The 20933-nt window shown below is 48.8% G+C and carries 20 protein-coding genes; 12 read left to right on the forward strand and 8 right to left on the reverse strand.

Annotated features, from left to right (window positions below):
* Window positions 1–2: 2 nt before the first annotated feature.
* The gene (locus tag ABV409_RS03775) at window positions 3–1385 is read left to right on the forward strand and encodes an MGH1-like glycoside hydrolase domain-containing protein (RefSeq protein WP_353876212.1); all 1383 of its coding nucleotides are present in this window, start codon (window positions 3–5) and stop codon (window positions 1383–1385) included.
* On the opposite strand, the gene ABV409_RS03780 is transcribed toward ABV409_RS03775, so the two are convergent.
* Window positions 1375–2205, reverse strand: a complete 831-nt coding sequence (locus tag ABV409_RS03780) for an N-acetylmuramoyl-L-alanine amidase-like domain-containing protein (protein ID WP_353876213.1) — start codon at window positions 2203–2205, stop codon at window positions 1375–1377. The two genes, ABV409_RS03775 and ABV409_RS03780, sit on opposite strands and share 11 nt — an antisense overlap.
* 122 nt (window positions 2206–2327) lie before the next feature.
* Here ABV409_RS03780 and hemH point away from each other — a divergent pair, with 122 nt between their 5' ends.
* The gene (hemH, locus tag ABV409_RS03785; RefSeq protein ID WP_353876214.1) at window positions 2328–3362 is read left to right on the forward strand and encodes a ferrochelatase; all 1035 of its coding nucleotides are present in this window, start codon (window positions 2328–2330) and stop codon (window positions 3360–3362) included.
* A gap of 73 nt (window positions 3363–3435) precedes the next feature.
* On the forward strand, window positions 3436–4827 hold the full coding sequence (locus ABV409_RS03790) for an MATE family efflux transporter (RefSeq protein WP_353876215.1): 1392 nt from the start codon (window positions 3436–3438) through the stop codon (window positions 4825–4827).
* Here ABV409_RS03790 and ABV409_RS03795 read toward each other — a convergent pair.
* The 3 genes from ABV409_RS03795 to ABV409_RS03805 form a co-directional block, all read right to left on the reverse strand.
* Window positions 4824–5246 carry a nuclear transport factor 2 family protein gene (locus ABV409_RS03795; protein WP_353876216.1) on the reverse strand — a complete coding sequence of 141 codons (423 nt, stop codon included), beginning with the start codon at window positions 5244–5246 and terminating at the stop codon, window positions 4824–4826. The two genes, ABV409_RS03790 and ABV409_RS03795, sit on opposite strands and share 4 nt — an antisense overlap.
* A gap of 7 nt (window positions 5247–5253) precedes the next feature.
* Window positions 5254–6432 carry a PQQ-dependent sugar dehydrogenase gene (locus tag ABV409_RS03800; RefSeq protein WP_353876217.1) on the reverse strand — a complete coding sequence of 393 codons (1179 nt, stop codon included), beginning with the start codon at window positions 6430–6432 and terminating at the stop codon, window positions 5254–5256.
* Between the two features lie 80 nt (window positions 6433–6512).
* On the reverse strand, window positions 6513–7520 hold the full coding sequence (locus ABV409_RS03805; protein WP_353876218.1) for a helix-turn-helix domain-containing protein: 1008 nt from the start codon (window positions 7518–7520) through the stop codon (window positions 6513–6515).
* 66 nt (window positions 7521–7586) lie between these two features.
* Here ABV409_RS03805 and ABV409_RS03810 point away from each other — a divergent pair, with 66 nt between their 5' ends.
* Window positions 7587–8681 carry a lactonase family protein gene (locus tag ABV409_RS03810; protein ID WP_353876219.1) on the forward strand — a complete coding sequence of 365 codons (1095 nt, stop codon included), beginning with the start codon at window positions 7587–7589 and terminating at the stop codon, window positions 8679–8681.
* A gap of 7 nt (window positions 8682–8688) precedes the next feature.
* Here ABV409_RS03810 and ABV409_RS03815 read toward each other — a convergent pair whose 3' ends face one another.
* Complete coding sequence (locus tag ABV409_RS03815) at window positions 8689–9981, reverse strand: aminopeptidase P N-terminal domain-containing protein (protein WP_353876220.1); 1293 nt, start codon at window positions 9979–9981, stop codon at window positions 8689–8691.
* Window positions 9982–10073: 92 nt separating this feature from the next.
* Entirely contained in the window at window positions 10074–10355 is a 282-nt protein-coding gene (locus ABV409_RS03820) for a hypothetical protein (RefSeq protein ID WP_353876221.1), read from the reverse strand.
* 178 nt (window positions 10356–10533) lie between these two features.
* Between ABV409_RS03820 and ABV409_RS03825 the strand changes: the two genes are divergently transcribed.
* The 3 genes from ABV409_RS03825 (at window position 10534) to ABV409_RS03835 (ending at window position 14354) form a co-directional block, all read left to right on the forward strand.
* The gene (locus ABV409_RS03825) at window positions 10534–13380 is read left to right on the forward strand and encodes a VPS10 domain-containing protein (protein WP_353876222.1); all 2847 of its coding nucleotides are present in this window, start codon (window positions 10534–10536) and stop codon (window positions 13378–13380) included.
* A gap of 37 nt (window positions 13381–13417) precedes the next feature.
* Window positions 13418–13807 (forward strand): DUF2721 domain-containing protein, encoded by a 390-nt coding sequence (locus tag ABV409_RS03830; protein WP_353876223.1) that lies wholly within the window; start codon window positions 13418–13420, stop codon window positions 13805–13807.
* A gap of 112 nt (window positions 13808–13919) precedes the next feature.
* Window positions 13920–14354 (forward strand): hypothetical protein, encoded by a 435-nt coding sequence (locus tag ABV409_RS03835; protein WP_353876224.1) that lies wholly within the window; start codon window positions 13920–13922, stop codon window positions 14352–14354.
* Here ABV409_RS03835 and ABV409_RS03840 read toward each other — a convergent pair.
* A complete protein-coding gene (locus ABV409_RS03840) occupies window positions 14351–15316 on the reverse strand; it encodes a succinylglutamate desuccinylase/aspartoacylase family protein (RefSeq protein ID WP_353876225.1) in 966 nt (321 codons plus the stop codon). The two genes, ABV409_RS03835 and ABV409_RS03840, sit on opposite strands and share 4 nt — an antisense overlap.
* Window positions 15294–16184, reverse strand: coding sequence for a RimK family alpha-L-glutamate ligase (locus ABV409_RS03845; RefSeq protein ID WP_353876226.1), 891 nt, complete (start codon window positions 16182–16184; stop codon window positions 15294–15296). The genes ABV409_RS03840 and ABV409_RS03845 overlap by 23 nt, the downstream gene beginning before the upstream one ends.
* 244 nt (window positions 16185–16428) lie before the next feature.
* Here ABV409_RS03845 and ABV409_RS03850 point away from each other — a divergent pair, with 244 nt between their 5' ends.
* The 5 genes from ABV409_RS03850 to ABV409_RS03870 all read left to right on the forward strand — a co-directional run bounded on the left by ABV409_RS03850 (window position 16429) and on the right by ABV409_RS03870 (window position 20924).
* Window positions 16429–17097 (forward strand): succinate dehydrogenase cytochrome b subunit, encoded by a 669-nt coding sequence (locus ABV409_RS03850; protein ID WP_353876227.1) that lies wholly within the window; start codon window positions 16429–16431, stop codon window positions 17095–17097.
* A 2-nt stretch (window positions 17098–17099) separates the two neighbouring features.
* The gene (locus tag ABV409_RS03855; protein WP_353876229.1) at window positions 17100–19103 is read left to right on the forward strand and encodes a fumarate reductase/succinate dehydrogenase flavoprotein subunit; all 2004 of its coding nucleotides are present in this window, start codon (window positions 17100–17102) and stop codon (window positions 19101–19103) included.
* A 4-nt stretch (window positions 19104–19107) separates the two neighbouring features.
* The gene (locus ABV409_RS03860; protein WP_353876230.1) at window positions 19108–19422 is read left to right on the forward strand and encodes a hypothetical protein; all 315 of its coding nucleotides are present in this window, start codon (window positions 19108–19110) and stop codon (window positions 19420–19422) included.
* A gap of 2 nt (window positions 19423–19424) precedes the next feature.
* Window positions 19425–20171 carry a succinate dehydrogenase/fumarate reductase iron-sulfur subunit gene (locus tag ABV409_RS03865; protein WP_353876231.1) on the forward strand — a complete coding sequence of 249 codons (747 nt, stop codon included), beginning with the start codon at window positions 19425–19427 and terminating at the stop codon, window positions 20169–20171.
* Between the two features lie 102 nt (window positions 20172–20273).
* Window positions 20274–20924, forward strand: coding sequence for a hypothetical protein (locus ABV409_RS03870; protein ID WP_353876232.1), 651 nt, complete (start codon window positions 20274–20276; stop codon window positions 20922–20924).
* Window positions 20925–20933: the final 9 nt, after the last annotated feature.

Genomic DNA, 20933 nt, shown 5'->3' on the forward strand with positions numbered 1-20933 from the left:
AAATGGATAGACGAAAATTCAACCAAACCCTGGGCATGGGCACCCTTGCCGCAGGCACCTTGGTTTCCTGTCAAAATACAAGCAACCCGAGCGGTCACATGGAAAAACAAGACCAAGGATTTACCGTAAGCCCTGAACTGAGTGAACGCATGTATGCCAAGGCATTGGCCATCACCAAACGAAAAGTAAGGGGTGGTGACAGTGAGCCTTTTTTCAAAAAACCATTTGTCGATGCCGCTTTTTCGGACAATATCTTTTTGTGGGACAGTTGTTTTATCGTCTGTTTCGCCAAATACCATTTGGATGAATTGCCGGTATACCAGGCCTTGGACAATTTCTATGATCGAATGGATGCCGACGGATATATCTGTCGCGAATACCGAAAAAATGGAGAACCCTTGTGGTCAAAAGACCATCCGGTTTCGATCAACCCGCCCCTTTTGGCCCTGGCCGAAACCGAGATCTTTGCGGTCAAAAAGGATAAGGACCGGTTACGATATGCCTATCCGATCCTAAAAAAGAACTTTGAATTCCACATCGCCCGCTACCAGGGGGAAGACCGACTTTTCTGGGGCGATACCCTAGGCATGGGTATGGACAACATTCCCCGTTCACCTCGAGGATGGACTACCGATGAAGGCAATGGCATGACCCATCACGAGTTGGGCGAAAAATTGGGCAAGATGGGCGGTTCGACCGCTGAAGAGCGACTCAATATGTTCATTACCGACTATGTAGACACCCTTCAAGGCGTCTGGAACAAACAAGGCAGATTGGTTGATTTTACTGCGCAAATGGCCATGTTCGCCTTACAACTCAAGTTCATCGCTCAGGAAATCGGGGCCAGTGATGACATCGCTGCCTACGACGCTTTTCATACCGAAGTCAAAGAGGCCTTGAATCGATTGTGTTGGAACGAAACCGATGCTTTTTATTATGATCTTGGGTTCGGTGAACAAGTGCCCCGTAAACATATCGGGATGTATTGGACGCTTTTGGGGGAGCTTGTTCCCGAAGAAAAGATGGAAGCCTTTTTGGCCCATTTGACCAACCCAGACGAATTTTATCGCAAAACCCCCTTGCCCGCGCTTTCAGCTGCCGACCCTGATTACAAAGGCTGGGGCGACTATTGGTTGGGCGGTGTTTGGGCGCCGACTTCCTATATGGTCATCAAAGGATTGACAGCGGTTGGCAAACACGATTTGGCCCAAGACCTGGCCGAAAAAACCTATGCGGCCGTTGCCGAAGTATTCGAAGCCACGGACACCTTTTGGGAAAATTATGCCCCAGATCTGATCTCGTATGGCATGCCCGCCAAGCTTGATTTTTGTGGGTGGACCGGATTGGTCCCCATCGCGATTTATAACGAGTATATTAAAACATAGGTCGGGCCACCATAATCCCGATATTACCCTTGACTTTTTTCAAATACGTTACCAACGGGGTTTCGGTAATCACGACCGCACCTGAACTGCTCGCATGCAACAAATGGATGCGGCCGTCGGCTTGCCGTATGGCGATTCCGGTATGGGTGACATCGAGCCCATTGATCGAGGTAGTTAAGGCGATAATATCGCCTGAACGCAGCAGGTTTTCTTGGGCTGCAATGGCATCTTGGGGCAGGTAACAAAGTGGTTCTTTGGCCAATTCTTTTTCCATAGCCAAAATTCCTTGGTAATTGGTCTCATCGGCAAGAAAAGGATAGAGCTCACGATGCGATCCCATGAAATCAATGGGTTTCTCCAAGATCACTCCGCCGAGTTCGGCAGTGATATCACGTACGAGGCCCTTTTGGGCATTGGTCCGGATCCAATCCGTAAAGTAATGTAGGCGAGAGGCATAACCATTGAGGTTGCCATTTTTATACCGAATGGTTTCCAAAGTTTTGGCAAAGGAATCAAAGTCCTGTTCCTCTTGGCCCAAAAGCTGCGCGAAGGCCAAAGTGTTCTCTACAAAAGTGGTGCAATCAAAGCCTCTCAGGTTCACGACGACGGTTTCCGTTGTTCCGATTTCAAGGGTTTTTTCCACATACGGCGTTCCGAGAAAATGCTTCCCGATCTCTGAAAGATCCTTGGGGTTATCGAGTTGGGCCAATTGTGTCAAATTCGCTTCGAACAACATCCGATCTTCAGGAAGAAATGTCGTCTGACCCCATCCCCAAACCATAACGGTCATGGCAAATCCTAAAAGTCCCTCTTTTTTCATCACCTAAAAATACAATCAAATCGCCAATTGACATTCTCTATGAATCAATAAGAAAAGTTGTGTTGAAAATAAATTCGCAACTCATTGTCAAGTTGTATTTTAGCGGCAAAATTTCCAACGCTGTGCAAAAAGGAGTGTTATTGGTGAATCTGGGCTCTCCCGACAGCCCCACCGCCAAAGATGTAAAACCGTATTTGGATCAATTCTTGATGGATGAACGGGTCATTGACGTTCCTCCCCTTTTACGGAATTTGTTGGTTCGGGGTATCATTTTACAGACCCGACCTAAAAAATCGGCCAAGGCCTATCAAAAAATCTGGTGGGATGAAGGCTCTCCCTTGATCGTCATATCCAAACGCTTCACGAAAAAACTCCGTGAGCTTACCGAGCTGCCCGTGGCCCTGGGCATGCGTTACGGTTCGATGAGTATCAAGGAAGGCTTGCAAGAATTACAAGACCAAAATGTCGATGAGGTATTATTGGTTCCTTTGTATCCACATTACGCCATGTCGTCTTACGAAACCGTGGTCGTTAAGGCCCTCGAAGTACAACAGGCCCTTTTTCCTGAAATGAAGGTGACCACCATGCCCGCTTTTTATAAAAACAAGGATTACGTCAAGGTCCTTTCAGACAGTATCTCCGAAAGCCTTCGTGATTTCGAATACGACCACATCCTCTTTTCGTATCACGGCATTCCGGAGCGGCACATTAGAAAATCGGACCCAACCAAATTCCACTGTAAAATCGACGGCCAATGTTGTTCGACGAACTCAGTGGCACACCATAGCTGTTATCGCCATCAGTGTTATGACACCACTGAATTGGTCACCCAACAGCTTGGGCTCGATAAGGCTAAGGTGAGCACCTCTTTCCAATCCCGACTGGCTGGAGATCCGTGGTTGAAACCCTATACCGATTTTGAATTCGAGCGTTTGGCGAAAGAAGGTAAAAGCCGTTTGGCCGTCATAACCCCTGCTTTTGTGAGTGATTGCCTCGAGACCTTGGAAGAAATCGCCATGGAGGGCAAGGAACAATTCGAGGAGGCCGGCGGAACTGACTACATCCACATTCCTTGTTTGAACGATCGTCAAGAATGGGTCGAATTGATGGCCCAATGGATCGGTTCTTGGGAAAAAGAGGCCCAACTTCCGGTTTAAGCACAGCTAGGACCAACGGCAAAAAAAGGACGGTTCGGAGCAGCTATCCCATCGGGTTAAAACAGCAATCGAAATGGCCAAAACCACATCGGATCAACTTGGGGTAGAACCCATCGGAAAGCTACTGGTCAAACAGGCCGTGCCTGCATCGATCGGTATTTTGGTCATGTCGTTGAACGTGTTGGTCGATACCATCTTCGTTGGCAATTGGATCGGCTCTATGGCCATCGCTGCCATCAACGTGGTCTTGCCCGTTTCGTTTTTTATCGCCGCATTGGGTATGGCCATCGGTATCGGGGGTTCAAGCATCATTTCACGGGCCTTGGGGGCAGCGAACAAAAGCAAGGCCCTGCAAACCTTCGGCAACCAAATCAGTCTTACTTTGGTATTGACCATCGCTTTGGTGGCTTTGGGTCTGGCCTATGCCGATGATTTGATCCCTGCATTCGGGGGTAAAGGCCGAATCTTCGAACCTGCCAAGATCTATTATGTTATCGTGCTGTACGGGGTTCCTTTTCTGGCCCTTTGTATGATGGGGAATACGGTGATCCGGGCCGAAGGAAAACCGAAGTTCGCGATGACGGCCATGATCATTCCTTCAGTGGGCAACCTTTTTTTGGATTACCTCTTCATCTATGTTTTCGATTGGGGCATGCATGGGGCGGCCTGGGCCACCACCGCTGGCTATTTGTTGTGCTTTGCCTACATCCTGTATTTTTTTCTATCGAAAAATTCGGAGTTGAAAATCGGATGGTCCCATTTTCGGTTCCGCCTACCCCTTTTAAAGGAAATCGGTTCATTGGGCTTCGTTACCCTATCACGCCAAGCCGTAACCAGTGTGACCTATTTATTGCTGAACAATATCCTTTTCAATCTCGGAGGGGAATCGATGATCGCCGTCTACGCCATCATCGGCCGCATGTTGATGTTCGCCCTTTTTCCCGTTTTTGGGGTCACCCAAGGTTTCTTGCCCATCGCCGGTTACAATTATGGCGCACAACATTACGAACGGGTCAAGAAATCGATCTATACCGCGATCAAATACGCCGCCTTGGTAGCCAGTTTGGTCTTTGCGCTGCTCATGCTCTTCCCTGCCGAAATCGCCTCACTGTTTTTGAGCAGTCGTTCCGACCTGCCCATGGCCGAACTAGAGACGAACGCCTTTGTGCTATCGCATGCCCCATTGGCCATGCGTTTGGTATTCGCCGCTACACCGATCATCGCGCTTCAGCTGATCGGGGCCGCATATTTTCAAGCCATTGGAAAGGCGATTCCCGCCTTGCTCTTGACCTTGACCCGACAAGGGTTCTTCTTTATCCCGCTGATCCTCATCTTACCCGGTTTCTGGGGAGAGTTGGGGGTGTGGCTTTCTTTTCCTATTGCCGACGTATTGGCGACCCTGGTTACCGGGGCCTATTTGCGAAAAGAAATCAAAACCAACCTCATGGGCGTTTCCAAAACCTAATCGACGCGCTGGGTAGCCGCCTTGCTGATGATCTTCCACTCTCCGGCGAGTTTCTTCAACAAAAAGATATCGATGAAATAGAGCTTTCGTGACGGAATCTTGATTTCCGCCTTTGCCATGGCGATATCGTTGGCATAATCGATAGAAAGGACGGTGCCCTCACGACCGTTGAATTCGCCCTTGGCCCTATTGGCGAAAAGATCCGAATAGCTTTTCGGGTTAAGGATGTATAGCTCTTGTCCTTCTTTGGAAAGAAAAAGGTCGGCTTCGGCATAAAATGCGGATTGTATCAATTCACCATCGTTGTAGGCAGAGCCATTGATATAGGCCATTAGGGTTTTTTGTATGGCCTCGACCTCCGTTTGGGCACTACAAAGCACTGTGAACAAGAAGCAAAAAAGGGACATTGTTTTTTTCATGACTGTTTTATTTGATTGTTGTTGTTCGTTGTTTGGGTCGAATCCGAATGATCTGACCGTTCTCATTATCGGTCAGGAGATATAATTTTCCATCGGGACTCTGCACCACTTTTCGCGACCGTACCCGGCTGTCAAGAAACAGTTCCTCGGCACTTTTCAATGTGTCACCCTCCATTTGGAAACGCCACAGACTTCCCCGTGATAGACCGGGCACAAAAAGATCCCCTTTCCAATTCGGGAATTCGTCACCCGTGTAGAAACAGAGTCCGGTCGGGGCTACCGTATGCAGCCAAAACCAATGAGGGTCGGTAAAGGTGGCCCCTTCGATCGAAGGTGGTTTATAATCGGCGCTCCGCAATTTACCCGAGGTCACGTTTGGCCACCCATAGTTCGCTTTGGGGTACAGTATATTGAGCTCATCCCCTTGTATGGTGCCGTGTTCTGTAAACCAGAGCTGACCGGTTTCTGGATGCAAGGCAATTCCTTGGGTATTTCGAATGCCCACCGCATATAAGCTGGGTACGGCTTCGCTTCCAAAATCGGGGTTGTCATCCGGGATACTTCCGTCCAAATTGAAACGATGGATTTTACCCCGAGGGTCGGTTATATCTTGGGCAATGGGTATTTCCGGTTCATCATGCTCCCAAAAAAGCCGCTCGCCAACAGTTAGGTACAAGGCGTTATCGGCCCCGATCGCCATACCACCGCCATAGTGGTAGTTGCCGTCCGTATAAGGTGTGGCGATCAAGATCGTTCGTATATCGGTCAGTCGATCCCCTTGCAAGCGGGCACTGATATATTTTGTGGTCTTTCCGACCCCTGGTTTTTTGGCAGCATACGAAAGGAAAATACGTTGGTTCTCTTTGAAATCGGGATGCTTGAGCACTTCATACATTCCAGAGTTGTCACCAATATGAACCGTACCGATACTATCGGTCAAATCGGTGGGAAACCCCTCAATGACGGTTTTCGTTCCGCTTGATAGGTTTACACGAACCAAGTCACCGTTCTTTTCGGTGACCAAGGCCTCTTCTTCAGAAAGGAAGGCCATACTCCAAGGACGATTCAGGCCCTCGAAGACCAGCTGTTTTTCTGCACGTACAGCCTGCAACCCATTGCGTTGGGTGTCGTTTGGCGCACATGAATAAAGATGGAGGGACGCTAGGACTAAAACAAGACTTCGCATGATTTGGTTTTAGCACAAAAGAGCGGTGAAAAACCGGTATCGCCTTTAAGAATCACGATTCTTAAAACGATTTTATGTCATCAACCGAATTTTTGACGATAGGCCGATGGGGTCATTTTCGTATGCTCCTTAAAAGCTGTATTAAACGAAGTGACATTGTTAAAGCCCGAGTCATAAGCGATCGATGCGATCTTATCATTGCGATATGCGGGATCGACCAAACGATTCTTGGCGGTTTCGATCCGATACGTATTCAGGAAGTCTGAAAAATTCTGGCCCGTCCGTTCGTTGATAACCCGAGACAAGGTCTTGGGTGCCGTATCGATCGATCGGGCAACTTCGGCCAAGGATACCTTCTGGTTCAGATAAACAGCATCCGTTTTAAAAAGCGCATCCAATTTTCGGAGCAAGGCATCAGCGATCGAACGGTCCATTTTCCGGCCTTGGTATTTTTCCAATTGGAAACTGTGCTTCCGCAAAAGCAGAAATGAAAATACATAGACCAAAAAGGTATAGCAAATAGCCCCCCCGATATAGAATGGGATGAACCCGGAAACATTACCGATATAAAATCCCCAAATCACGGCGACACCGAGAATCAGATTACGGTACCAATTCGAAACGGTCGTTTGGGCAGTAGGTTTCGTACGATGCCAAAGACGGATCGAACCAATCAAGTAAACCAATAAATGGGCGAAAACCGCGTAGTACACAAGCATGGATACCAGGTCGAAGCGGTTCGGAATAAGGGCCGACAACAAACTGAACAGTAGGTAGGGTAAAAAATGGTAGAAGGGTCGCCAACTGGTATTATCGGTGACATGAAAGACCGCCTTGCCGTACTGCCACAATGCCGGGCCGACCATCAAGATTCCGGCGATGCCCAAGTTGCGCTCCCAAGCTTCGAGGTCAATATAGGTGTTCAGTATCGATTTGCCGATACGAACGGTCAATCCCAAAATGAGCAGCCCTAAGAACCAATGGGCCTTGCGGTTTCCTTTCTTGAGGGTGAAGAGGTAGGCGCACAAAAAGAGGGCTTGGGCGATACCCAAGCAACTCAACACCAAAATGACCGACGAAGCATCCACGATTTAAAGATAAAAATAGTAGGGATGCCCGACATCATGTATTTTTGGATAAACAAACCGTTCGCCATGAAACGACCTTTATCCCTCTTGCTCCTCCTTCTCTTGATGACCGCCTGCGGTGAAAAAACAACGACCCCTATGGAAACCCTATATATTGGAACTTACACCGATGGCACGAGCGAAGGCATCTATTCGTTGCAATTCGATCCAGAAACCGGGAGTTTGGACTCCCTAGAGCTGAAAGCCATTCTACCCAACCCTTCGTTTTTAGCGATTTCCGATGATCGAAGCATGCTATATGCCGTTCAAGAAACGGCCGATTTCGATTCACTGGGTGGCGGTGTCACTGCGTTCAGTTTGAAGGAAGGGGTCTTGAAAGAACTGAACAGTATGGGAAGCGGAGGTGCCCACCCTTGTCATGTGGCCTTAGCGAGCGACGGGCAGTTGGCCGTTTCGAACTATACCGGTGGCAATCTTTCCATTTTCGATCTCGCTGAAGATGGCCGTTTGGGTAAACGTCAACTCATCGACCATAACGTCTTGGACACGACTAAAACCGCCCATGTACATAAAGCCGAATTCAATGAAGACGGATTGTTGGTTTCGGATTTGGGCTTGGATCGACTACAACGGTATTCTTTTAACGAAGGGGAATGGCAAGCCGCAAAACAGGCTTCAATAGCGCTACCTGATGGGGCAGGACCTAGGCATTTCACTTTTAATACCGATAGGTCTATTTTATATGTGATTAACGAATTGAATGCGACCATTACCGTGTTCAAAAAGAATGACAAACAAGAATACCATTCGGTACAAACCATAGCGACTTTGGCTGAGGGCTTTGACGGCCCCAAGGCGTGCGCCGACATCCACCTTTCACCTGATGGTCGTTTTCTTTACGGCACCAATCGTGGTGAGAATACCTTGGTCATCTATTCGGTTGCCGGTGATTCGGGACTTTTGGAGTTGATCGGTAGGACCTCGGTAGAGGGGGATTGGCCAAGAAATTTCTGCATGGATCCTTCTGGAAAGTTCCTTCTGGTAGCGAATCAATTCAGTGATGCGATTACCGTCTTCCAGCGAAATCAAGAGGATGGTGGCTTGACTTTCCTACACGAATTCGTATTGTCAAAGCCGGTATGTTTGGTCTTTGCCGATTAAAGACGACCTAAGCGTTCATCAAAGCTTCGATTTCCTCAGCTTCGATCGGAATGTTCCGCATTAAATTGAAGGGTTCACCCTGTTCTTGAATAACGACATCGTCTTCTAAGCGAATGCCCATTTTTTCATCGGGTATATAAATTCCGGGTTCGACCGTAAAGACCATATTGGCCTTCATGGGGGTTTTTAGTTCACCGTAATCGTGGGTGTCCAGCCCGATATGATGGCTGGTACCGTGCATAAAGTACTTCTTATAGGCGGGCCAGTCCGGGTTTTCATTTTGTACATCCGCCTTGGTCAAAAGTCCGAGCCCAAGTAATTCCGAAGTCATGATCTTCCCTACCTCTTTGTGGTATTCGGCCCAAATCGTTCCGGGCACCAACAATTTCGTCGCTTCATTCTTCACACGTAAAACCGCATCATAAACCTGTCGTTGCCTTTCGGTGAACCGACCGTTGACCGGTATCGTCCGTGTCATATCGCTGGAGTAATTCGCGTACTCGGCCCCAACATCCATTAAGATCAAATCGCCGCTTTGGCATTGTTGGTTGTTTTCGATATAGTGGAGTACGTTCGCATTATCCCCTGATGCGATGATCGGGGTATACGCAAACCCCTTACTTCGGTTTCGGATGAATTCATGCAAATACTCCGCCTCAAGTTCATACTCCCAGACCCCAGGTCTCGTATAGGCCAAAATACGTCGAAACCCTTTATCGGTAATCGAACAGGCCTGTTGCATCAAATCGAGTTCTTGGGTTTCCTTGACCCCTCGGATGCGTTGTAAGATAGGATTGCTCTTGGCCATTTGATGGGCCGGAAATTCCTTTTTGCAATGCGCGATGAACCGATCTTCACGGGTTTCGGTCTCTACCGCCTGCCGGTAGTGTTCGTTCGTATTGAAATAAATGATTTCGGCTTCGGTCATCAAATCGAAGAACACTTTTTTGAAATCGGTCAACCAATAAATCGTAGGAATGCCGGATACTTGGGTAGCAGCTTCTTTGGTCAATTTCGCCCCTTCCCAGACAGCGATATGTTCGTTGGTCTCGCGAACGAAGAGCACCTCACGATGCTTGGGATCCATAGCTTCAGGAAACAACAACAAGATCGTTTCCTCTTGATCGGCCCCACTTAAATAAAAGATGTCGCTATGTTGCTCGAAAGGCATGGTGCTATCGGCACTGATCGGATAGATATCGTTTGAATTGAATACCGCGATGCTTTTTGGGCGCATTTGCGCCATGAACTTTTGTCGGTTCTTGATGAAAAGTGCATTATCGATCGGGTCGTATTTCATGTCGGACTATTTGTTCAAATGTAGCGAATTGAGCAACGGTCGCAAAACAAAAAAAGGCCCCGAAGGGCCTCTGAAAAAAGTTCGGTCCGTGATTATTTGGACATCGCTCCTTTGATCGCTCCGATCACGGCCATAATGACGCCGCCACCGACACCACCACCGGCGATGCTTCCCAAGATTCCGGAAACATCCATGCCGCCGTCAGTGCCAAGACCGAGCATGCCGAGCAAGTAGCCTCCAAGTCCCCCGCCTAAAATTCCCGAAATGGAATTACCAAGGGTGCCCAAGTTCAATTTCGGTAACAGTTTTCCTGCCAGATTGCCTCCGACAGCTCCTGAAACTAGTTGAATAATCAACGGCAAATACTCTTCCATGTTTATAGTTTTTATGGTTACTTGACAATAAATTAAACCTATTTTTATCAATTTCGCAAAATAGAGGGTCTATAATTAGCATTTCTTCATTTTTTTGTAGTAATTTTTCTATACTTCCACGTTTGTTCCTACACGGTGGAATTCATACCTTCCACATTCAATTCAACACCATATTTCCATGAGATCACTCCTTGTTTTCAGCCTATTGCTTTCCGCCCAAATCACATGGGCCCAGCAGGCCACCGATGCCCAATCCGTTCAAAAGGCCCTCGAGGCCAAATCGGAAATGGCGCAAAGCTCGTTGGTAAAGAACATTCCCTTGACCAACGTCGGTCCGGCCATTATGAGCGGACGGGTGGTCGATCTGGAGGTCAACCCCCAAGACCCCAACGAATTCTATGTGGCTTACGCTTCGGGTGGACTTTGGCATACCCAAAGCAATGGGATTTCATTCGAACCGGTGATGGACAATGCCGTGACCCAAAATTTAGGGGATATCGCAGTTGACTGGAAAAACGGTATTCTTTGGGCAGGAACAGGAGAAAACAATGCCTCGCGTTCCTCCTATGCGGGCATCGGATTGCTCAAGTCGACCGATAACGGCAAAACCTGGGAACATGTCGGCCTATCGGACTCCCATCATATCGGTAGGATTTTGATCAACCCCAATGATGCCAATGAAGTCGTTGTGGGCGTCACAGGGCATTTGTACTCCCCCAATTCCGAACGCGGTATTTACAAAACCACCGATGGTGGGGCAAGCTGGACCAAAACCCTTTTCGTCAACGATGCTACGGGTATCATCGACCTGGCCTGTTCGCCCGACAACTTCGACATCCAATATGCGGCTGCTTGGCAAAAAGACCGAAAAGCTTGGGATTTTATCGGTAATGGTGCGGGCTCGGGCATTTATAAAAGTACGGATGGTGGTGCGAGCTGGACTTTGGTCAGCACGGCCGATAGCGGTTTTCCGACGGGCGACGGTGTTGGCCGCATCGGCTTGGCGGTGTTCGATGACAACACCGTGTATGCCGTTCATGACAGCCAGTTCAGACGGGATAAAAAAGAAACGGAAACGAAAAAGTCGGATGCCCTGACCAAAGACGATTTTAAAACCATGGACCAAGCGACCTTCTTGGCCCTCGATGACAAAAAACTGAATACCTATTTAAAGACGAACGGGTTTCAAGAAAAATACCGCGCTGAAAATGTCAAGAACATGGTGCGTGATGGGGCGGTGAAACCGCTTGACTTGGCCAAATACCTCGAAAATGCGAACTCGGCCCTCTTCGATACCCCGGTCATCGGGGCCGAAGTCTATCGCAGCGACGATGCGGGAACAAGCTGGACCAAACAAAACGAAAATTACATCGATGACCTTTTCTATAGTTACGGATACTATTTCGCCCAAATCAGGGTCGACCCCAGTGATAAAGAGAAAATCTACTTGGCGGGGGTGCCCTTGATCATGTCAACGGATGGTGGCAACACCTATACTTCGATCAGTAAAGAAAACGTGCACTCCGACCACCATGCCCTTTGGGTCAATCCGAATCGGTCGGGCCATCTGATCAATGGAAACGACGGAGGGGTCAACATAAGCTATGATCATGGCGGTCATTGGATGAAAAACAATTCCCCGTCGGTCGGGCAGTTTTATGCGATCAACGTCGATAACCAAGAACCCTACCATATCTATGGGGGGCTTCAAGACAATGGGGTGTGGAAAGGTGCGCACACCTCCAAAGAAGACAACCGTTGGCAATCAACCGGTAAAAACCCGTGGCAGAGCATTATGGGTGGCGACGGCATGCAGGTACAGATCGACGACCGAAACCCCGATATCGTTTATACCGGATTCCAATTCGGAAACTATTACCGTTTGGATCTGGCACAAGAGAAATTCGACCCCATCCAACCCAAGCATGAACTGGGTGAGGCCCCTTATCGATTCAACTGGCAAACCCCGATTTTATTGAGTGGCCATAACCAAGATATTCTGTATCTGGGCGGGAATAAGTTACACCGATCCCTCAACCAAGGTGAAGACTGGGAGGCGATTTCAGGAGACCTGACCCAAGGACCCAAAAAAGGGAATGTCGCCTACGGCACCTTGACCACGATTTCGGAATCCCCCTTCAAATTCGGATGGCTTTATGTCGGAAGTGATGACGGACTGGTTCATGTCAGCACCAATGGTGGGGGCAACTGGACACGGATTTCGGATAGTTTCCCGAAAGACCTTTGGGTGAGCGAAGTCGCCGCATCGAAACATAAAAAAGAACGGGTCTATGTTACCTTGAACGGCTACCGCTGGGATGACTTTACCCCCTATGTTTATGTCAGTGATGATATGGGAAAAAGTTGGAAGAATATCACCAACAACATTCCTGCTTCACCGGTCAATGCCCTGGTCGAAGACCCTTCAAATGAAAACTTGTTGTTCGTAGGCACCGACAACGGATTGTACGCTTCTATGGATCGTGGGGCAAGTTGGGAGTTGATGCAAAACGGCATGCCCAATGTCGCCGTTCACGATTTGGTCATCCAACCTACGGCCAAACATTTGGTGGTCGGCACCCATGGCCGCAGTATTTACAGGGCCGATATCGCGAATTTACAAGAATTGACCGCTGGGGTCATGGGCAAGGCATTGCATCTATTCGCCCTGGAGAACATCAAACATTCAGCTCGCTGGGGAACTAGTTGGAGCAGTTGGGGCAACCCGAATACCCCTGGGGTCGACCTCAGCTTCTTCGCCGCCAAGGGCGGTACCTACACAGCCTCCGTGCAGACCGCGAATGGAGTTGAAGTCAGTGCGGTAAGCCTTGATGCCCATCGCGGAATGAACGTGCTATCGTACGATGTGGCTTTTACCAAAGCGGGCAAGAAGAACTTTTTGAAAAAGAACAAAATGCGATTGACCGAAGCCAAAAACGGCAAGACCTATTTGCCAAAAGGGGCCTATTCCATTACCATCAGTGGTAATGGGGTTTCTGAAAAAACGAACTTTGAAATCGAATAGATCATCTTATTGAGACCCTATCCTAAACCGTAGTCCCATGGTATTGAGTTTAAGCATACCGGCCTTACTGTTTCCTGCAATATCCTTGACGATGTTGGCCTATAACGCCAGGTATCTTGCCATCGCGGCTTTGATCCGACAATTGTACGCCCAGTTCGAAGAAAGTCAGGATACGCCTTTGAAGCGGCAAATCGAATCGTTACGCAAACGGCTCAATATTATCAAGAACATGCAGGCCACGGCGATCATCAGTTTTTTACTGGCTGCGGTCACCATGTTCTTGATTTATGTGGAACATGAGGTCTGGGCGAACGTTTGTTTCGGTATCAGTTTGGTGTTCTTAATGATCTCGTTGGTCTTATCGTTGATCGAAGTGCAATTGTCGACCAAGGCTTTGGGCATCCAGCTGAACAATATGGATAGCTAGCGATCTTGCAGGAATATCAGAATTTAGTAGTGGTTAGGCGTGGTATTTTCCTGCAACTTTTTTCCCATGGAATTAGTATATTTAAGGTCCAACTAAACTAAAATTCCCTACCATGAAAAGGGTGGCCGATATTCCCTTTTTTAAGAACATCCGAGAAATTCGGGAGTACGAATTTGGAAAATTCTACTTTTTCCGGGGTCTGGTGATTTCTGAAATCAAAGGTGGGATCGTTTTCGATTACGATATGGCTACCCGCGCCATCAATGCGGCCCATGAGATATTTGGGGAAGATATGCCCATTGCCTACATCTCGAACCGGGTCAATGAATATGATGTCGCTGCCAAAGACTGGGTCCGTTTCTTTTCAAACCGTAACCAACTTGACTTTTACTCGGTCGTTGGTACTACCAAGGCGAGCTTCGCCAGTTTGGTCTTGGAACGCATGTTCTTCAAAAATTCGATCAAGCAGTTCACCGACCTTGAAGAAGCCATAGCGTGGAGTGTCGATAAGATCCAGAAACGCGATAGCTCGATCAGTTACGTCTAACCTTTTTGGCCCATATGGAATAGGGCGTCGCCTTGGTTCACCACCGCTTGGTTGTTGATGCAGTAGACCCAACCATCGAAAGGGGCCTTTATTTTTTTCGTCTTTTTGGCAAAGGTATCGCTGACCATTCCTAGGCAATCCCCCTTTTTCACTTCGGCCCCATTGGCGATTTCCGGAACGAACATGCCCGCCCGTGGTGCCCGAATCCATCGGGTCGCCCCTAAACGGATGCTCGATACTGATTTGCCCTTTTTGGGTGGGGTCACCATACCAAAACCACCCAACACCTTCTTGATGCCCGAAATGGCCATTTCAATCGCCGTTTCATCAAACCGCATGCTTTCTCCGGCCTCATAGACCACAATGGGTTTCCCCATGCGAAAGGCCGCTTTACGAAACGAACCTGCGATCAATCGCGACGCAAAATAAAACGGGGCGCCGAACCGCTCGGCCAAGGCCTCGCTTTGTGTATCACCTTCGGTAAATCGGATTTGGGGGTAATTATGACGTTGCCCGCCACCTGTATGCAAATCGATCCCGAAATCGATCTGCGGCAAGATCTCTTGGGTATAATGGTAGGCGATCCGACTCGCCAATGACCCGTTCTTACGACCGGGAAAACTACGGTTGACATCTTTGCCGTCGGGCACATCTCTTGAAAAGTGGATGAACCCGAAAATGTTCAGGATGGGTACCACGATCACCGCCCCTTTCTTGATTTGGAAATCATCATTTTCCAGCATCCGCCTTAAGGTCTCTACCCCATTGATCTCATCGCCGTGCAAGCCCGCTTGCAACAACACCGTCGGGCCTTTCTTTTTGGCGTTGAACACGTGTACGGGAATATCGATCAGCGTTCCGGTAGGCAAGCGTGCGATATTGATCTTGACCAACTTCCGTTGCCCTGGCAAGACCGATTCGCCATTGATGGATATCGTTTTATTTTCTTCTTCGAAAGGCATTGCGTTCTACGAATTGAATGATATGTTTGGCCACGTTGACCCCACTGGCCGCTTCGATACCCTTGAGTCCGGGCGAAGCGTTCACCTCGATCAATACAGGGCCCTTTTTGGAGCGCATCAAGTCGACCCCGGCCACTCCCAACCCCAAATATCGGGTCGCCTTTAGGGCGATTTCCTTTTCTTTAGAGGTCGGTTCTATCGCTACCGTATCGGCCCCTCGATGCACATTGGATCGAAAATCGTCAAGATCGCTTTTGCGCTTCATACTGGCCACAACGCGATTGCCGACTACGATAATTCGGATGTCTTCACCATTGGCTTCTTCGATATACCGTTGTAGTAAAATGCTGGTATCCATCTTATAAAAGGTATCGATGATCGATTTGGCCGATTTTTTGGTCTCGGCCAAGATCACGCCCAGACCTTGGGTACCTTCTTGCAATTTGATGATGACCGGTGCCCCGCCCAGCAATTTGATCTGGGCCTCGATGTTGTTCGGATTGATCGAAAACAAGGTCTCCGGAATGGGAATGCCTTTTCGGGCCATGATCTGTAGGGTGCGTACCTTGTTTCGAGCGCGGGTGATGCCCAGCGAACGGGCCGTACTGAACACCTCGTTCATTTCGAATTGCTTGACGATGGCCGAACCATGTTTGGTGACCTTGGCGCCGATGCGCGGAATGATGGCATCGAACTCGTTGGTTACGTCTTCTTCACCTAAAAAAATTCGAGGCCTTCCTTCACCTAATTTAACCGAGCATTTCGTGTGGTCGATGAGCTCGACATAATGGCCCAATGCTTGGGCCTCCTCCACGATACGACGTGTCGAATGCACAGTAAGGCTGACGGAAAGTATGGCGATATCCATAGGATAGCAGCAAGTCGATTACGACTCAATATCGCTCAAAATAACCGAAAAGCAGGCGTATCAAGATGAAATTGCCGTTAATAATCGCTTTTTGTTGAGGGTTTCATACCGAAAATAGCGCTTAAGCCCGGTAAATTTGAAACAGTTCGCAGCTTGGTTATAACGTTTCTAAATAAGAGCGGCCAAATCAGCAAGATTTGTTAAAAACTCAGTCGTGACGTACCTTTGTTAAAATTCAAATCACATGGGTGGATTGATAAAATCTTCGCTTGCCCGAAAATATGTCATGGCGCTTTCGGGTCTTTTTTTGGTCACTTTTTTAGTCTTACACGTAACCATTAACCTCGCCTCGGTATTTTCACCGGATTTCTTTAACGAAGCGTCCCATTTTATGGGGTACAACCCGATCGTCCAATTCATCATGCAGCCGATCCTCATTGTGGGGGTCATCGTGCATTTCGTGATGGGTTTCATATTGGAAATCAAAAACAAAAAAGCGCGAACCGTGTCTTATGCGAAATTCAAAGGCAGTGCCAACGCCCCTTGGGTCTCGCGCAACATGATCTACAGCGGTTTGGTGGTCTTGGCTTTTTTAGGGTTGCATTTCTACGATTTCTGGATCCATGAAATGACCTATAAATACGTCGCTGCCAACCCCGAAGATCCCACGCGTTATTACGCCGAAACGGTAGAGAAATTCGCGCCTTTTTGGAGAACCGTGATTTATGTGGTTTCCTTTTTGCTTTTGAGTTTGCACCTATGGCACGGCTTTGCATCGTCGTTCCAGTCCATGGGTCTGAACAATAAATACACGCCGGCGATCAAGCGATTCGCCAAAGCGTTCGCCGTGGTGGTTCCGTTAGCTTTCGCCTTCATTGCACTTTACCACCACCTTAACCCGATAACACATTAATTATGGGAGTATTGGAATCCAAAGCCCCACAAGGACCCTTGGCCCAAAAATGGACCAAGCATAAGAACGAAATCAATTTGGTCAACCCGGCCAATAAGCGGAACATCGACATCATCGTGGTAGGTACGGGCCTTGCCGGTGGATCGGCCGCGGCCACACTGGCCGAGCTCGGTTATAACGTCAAGACCTTCTGCTATCAAGATTCCCCAAGAAGGGCGCACTCGATCGCGGCCCAAGGTGGGGTCAACGCCGCTAAAAACTATCAGGGTGACGGTGATAGCGTCTACCGCCTTTTTTACGATACCATCAAAGGGGGCGACTACCGTTCACGTGAAGCCAACGTACACCGATTGGCTGAAGTTTCGACCAATATCATCGACCAATGCGTCGCCCAAGGAGTGCCCTTTGCCCGTGAGTACGGGGGCTTATTGGACAACCGTTCATTCGGAGGGGTATTGGTTTCGCGTACCTTCTACGCCAAAGGACAGACCGGACAACAATTGTTGCTCGGGGCCTATGCCGCCATGAACCGGCAGATCCAAAGGGGAAAGATCAAGAGCCATACCCGTCATGAAATGCTCGACCTGGTTTTGGTCGATGGCAAGGCGCGTGGAATCATCGCCCGAAATTTGGTGACCGGTGAAATCGAACGCCACAGTGCCCATGCCGTGGTCTTGGCCACCGGCGGATACGGTAACCTGTTCTTCTTGTCGACCTATTGTATGGGGGCCAACGTAATGGCCGCCTGGAAAGCACATAAGCGTGGGGCGTATTTCGCAAATCCATGTTTTACGCAAATCCACCCAACCTGCATTCCGGTCTCTGGCGATCACCAATCGAAATTGACCTTGATGTCCGAATCGCTTCGGAACGACGGTCGAATCTGGGTGCCCAAGAAAAAAGAAGATGCCATCGCGATACGCGAAGGGCGTTTAAAGCCGACCGAGTTGGCCGAAGAAGATCGTGACTACTATTTGGAACGTCGTTATCCGGCCTTCGGAAACCTAGTACCACGAGATGTAGCGTCGCGGGCCGCGAAAGAACGTTGCGATGCAGGTTTTGGGGTGAACAAAACCGGAGAGGCCGTATACCTCGACTTTAGTTCGGCCATCATGCGGTATGGTCGTGAAAAGGCCTTGACCTCGGGTATGAAGAACCCTGATGATGCCACCGTACGGCAATTGGGTGAAGAAGTGGTCGAAGCCAAATATGGGAACCTCTTCCAGATGTATGAAAAAATCGTGGATGAAAATCCATACAAGACCCCGATGAAAATCTACCCGGCCGTACACTATACCATGGGCGGACTTTGGGTCGATTACAACCTACAAACCACGATTCCCGGTTGTTATGCCGCCGGTGAAGCGAACTTCAGCGACCACGGGGCAAACCGCCTTGGGGCCTCGGCCCTGATGCAAGGGTTGGCCGATGGGTATTTCGTTTTGCCATACACCATTGGCGATTACCTTTCACACGATATCCGTACCGGGGCCATCCCGACGGATTCAGCCGAGTTCGAAGCCGCCGAAAAGAACGTTCGCGAACGCATCGATAAATTAATGTCCGGTGCCGGCATCAACTCCGTAGACCATTACCACAAAAAGTTGGGCAAGATCATGTGGAATAAATGTGGCATGTCGCGTAACGAAAAGGACTTGAAGTCGGCCATTAAGGAAATCGCCGAATTACGTGCTGATTTTTGGGCCAATGTGAAGGTGCCCGGAAGTGCCGATGGAAAAAACCAGGAGTTGGAAAAAGCGGGTAGGGTAGCCGACTTTTTGGAATTGGGTGAGCTCTTCGCCAAAGATGCCCTTGAACGCAATGAATCTTGCGGCGGCCATTTTAGGGAAGAATACCAAACCCCTGAAGGTGAAGCCTTGCGTGATGACGAAAACTTCAAGTTCGTCTCTGCCTGGGAATACCAAGGGGATCCGAGCAAGGCCAAGTTGCACAAAGAAGACCTGGTCTATGAAAACATCGAACTCAAAACACGAAGCTATAAATAAGCCTATGAAGACCATAACCCTTACCCTTAAGAAAATCGATGCCTTGAAATGGGGCATGATCGCCGGTGCGCTTTACGCCTTATTATCGTTGATCATTATCGTTCCCATGTTTTTGTTCATTTCTTTGATCGGGGCGGCTGCCGATTTCGAAAATGCCGGTTTAGGTATTTTGGGTACTGGGGTCTTTATGCTTTTTATGCCGATCCTGTACGGTGTGATCGGGTTCATCATCGGATGGATCGGAGCCATGCTGTTCAATTTTATATTAGGAAGGACCAGTGGCCTTGACATGGTCTTTGACAAAAAAGAAGAAATATAGCTATGAAATTGTATTTGAAAATATGGCGACAGGCCAATGCCGGAGCCAAAGGAAAAATGGTCGATTATACCCTTGACGGGGTCGAGAGCGATATGTCGTTCTTGGAAATGCTCGACATTTTGAACGAAGAATTGATTTCAAAAGGGGAAGAACCCGTAGAATTCGACCACGATTGTCGTGAAGGGATATGTGGTACCTGTTCGTTGATGATCAACGGAAGGCCCCACGGACCGGATTCGCGCATCACCGTGTGCCAATTGCACATGAGAAGCTTTAACGATGGTGACGAGATCGTGATTGAACCATGGCGGGCCACGGCTTTTCCAGTCATCAAGGACCTTATCGTCGATCGTAGTTCTTTCGATCGGATCCAACAAGCCGGAGGGTACATTTCGGTGAACACCTCAGGAAGACCGGTCGATGCCAACGCCATACCGATTGAAAAGGAAATGGCCGACAAGTCTTTCAACGCTGCGACCTGCATCGGGTGCGGTGCGTGTGTGGCCGCGTGTAAAAATGCCAGTGCCATGTTGTTCACCTCAGCCAAGGTCTCACAATTCGCCCTGTTGCCACAAGGTCAGGTCGAGGCCGCCGAAAGGGTACAGAACATGGTGCGCCAAATGGACTTGGAAGGTTTCGGAAACTGCACCAATACCGGGGCTTGCGAAGTTGAATGCCCGAAAGGCATCTCCTTGGAGAACATCGCGCGTATGAACCGCGAGTTCCTATCCGCCTCCTTCAAAGGATAACCGCTTAGCGATTTAAAGTATACCAACCCGCCCATTGGCGGGTTTTTTCATTTGGGGCCATATCGAAAATTTGAACTAATTTTAAGGAAACTCCCCCACGCTATGAACTATTGGCATACCTTTTTGTGCTGTATACTTACTTCGTATTTGGCAGCCCAGATCGATTCAGGTTCCGTTATGGGACTTCCGACCGGTACCTTGGCAGAAATCACGGCCATTACCGGGGCAGCTGAGGGCGACTTGGCCTATGCGACCGACACCAATAGGATCTATGTCTTTGACGGGACGACGTGGACCGAGCAATACAACCAATCCTCTTCGGCATATTTCGGGCAATTCATCATCACCGGTACCGGTACCATCACGATTTCCGGAATTCCGTTTCAACCGTCGCAGATCAGTTTTGTGGGTCATGCCAATGTGGAGGTCTTGAACTTGAATTCTGACAATGCCGTCGGCAACAACAATTCCGGTTTGGCGAATTCTTTTGGTACGGCCAACGGTTTTGCACGCGACGATGCCGGCAGCATCGTGCAACAGACCATTTATCTTGGGGGGTCGGGAAACTCCATCAACGATATCTCACGCTATGCCTCGAGTAGTCATTGCCTGGGTATTCGCTATGGCAACCAGAACGGCAACCTGCTCGGTTTGACCACCATGGTCTTGACCTCCTTTACGGTTGACGGCTTTACCCTGAACGTCGACAACCATGCCGACGATGTGGTCGTGCTCTTCCATGCCTATGACTAAGGACCCTTT

The organism is Flagellimonas algarum (genome assembly GCF_040513375.1).
GTDB lineage: Bacteria > Bacteroidota > Bacteroidia > Flavobacteriales > Flavobacteriaceae > Flagellimonas_B > Flagellimonas_B algarum.

What these genes read in the sequence shown, in the direction of transcription:
- ABV409_RS03775 (WP_353876212.1), top strand. Translation starts at nt 3, where the DNA reads ATGGATAGACGAAAATTCAACCAAACCCTGGGCATGGGCACCCTTGCC.
- ABV409_RS03780 (WP_353876213.1), bottom strand. Translation starts at nt 2,205, where the DNA reads ATGAAAAAAGAGGGACTTTTAGGATTTGCCATGACCGTTATGGTTTGG.
- ABV409_RS03790 (WP_353876215.1), top strand. Translation starts at nt 3,436, where the DNA reads ATGGCCAAAACCACATCGGATCAACTTGGGGTAGAACCCATCGGAAAG.
- ABV409_RS03795 (WP_353876216.1), bottom strand. Translation starts at nt 5,246, where the DNA reads ATGAAAAAAACAATGTCCCTTTTTTGCTTCTTGTTCACAGTGCTTTGT.
- ABV409_RS03800 (WP_353876217.1), bottom strand. Translation starts at nt 6,432, where the DNA reads ATGCGAAGTCTTGTTTTAGTCCTAGCGTCCCTCCATCTTTATTCATGT.
- ABV409_RS03810 (WP_353876219.1), top strand. Translation starts at nt 7,587, where the DNA reads ATGAAACGACCTTTATCCCTCTTGCTCCTCCTTCTCTTGATGACCGCC.
- ABV409_RS03815 (WP_353876220.1), bottom strand. Translation starts at nt 9,981, where the DNA reads ATGAAATACGACCCGATCGATAATGCACTTTTCATCAAGAACCGACAA.
- ABV409_RS03820 (WP_353876221.1), bottom strand. Translation starts at nt 10,355, where the DNA reads ATGGAAGAGTATTTGCCGTTGATTATTCAACTAGTTTCAGGAGCTGTC.
- ABV409_RS03825 (WP_353876222.1), top strand. Translation starts at nt 10,534, where the DNA reads ATGAGATCACTCCTTGTTTTCAGCCTATTGCTTTCCGCCCAAATCACA.
- ABV409_RS03830 (WP_353876223.1), top strand. Translation starts at nt 13,418, where the DNA reads ATGGTATTGAGTTTAAGCATACCGGCCTTACTGTTTCCTGCAATATCC.
- ABV409_RS03835 (WP_353876224.1), top strand. Translation starts at nt 13,920, where the DNA reads ATGAAAAGGGTGGCCGATATTCCCTTTTTTAAGAACATCCGAGAAATT.
- ABV409_RS03840 (WP_353876225.1), bottom strand. Translation starts at nt 15,316, where the DNA reads ATGCCTTTCGAAGAAGAAAATAAAACGATATCCATCAATGGCGAATCG.
- ABV409_RS03845 (WP_353876226.1), bottom strand. Translation starts at nt 16,184, where the DNA reads ATGGATATCGCCATACTTTCCGTCAGCCTTACTGTGCATTCGACACGT.
- ABV409_RS03850 (WP_353876227.1), top strand. Translation starts at nt 16,429, where the DNA reads ATGGGTGGATTGATAAAATCTTCGCTTGCCCGAAAATATGTCATGGCG.
- ABV409_RS03855 (WP_353876229.1), top strand. Translation starts at nt 17,100, where the DNA reads ATGGGAGTATTGGAATCCAAAGCCCCACAAGGACCCTTGGCCCAAAAA.
- ABV409_RS03860 (WP_353876230.1), top strand. Translation starts at nt 19,108, where the DNA reads ATGAAGACCATAACCCTTACCCTTAAGAAAATCGATGCCTTGAAATGG.
- ABV409_RS03865 (WP_353876231.1), top strand. Translation starts at nt 19,425, where the DNA reads ATGAAATTGTATTTGAAAATATGGCGACAGGCCAATGCCGGAGCCAAA.
- ABV409_RS03870 (WP_353876232.1), top strand. Translation starts at nt 20,274, where the DNA reads ATGAACTATTGGCATACCTTTTTGTGCTGTATACTTACTTCGTATTTG.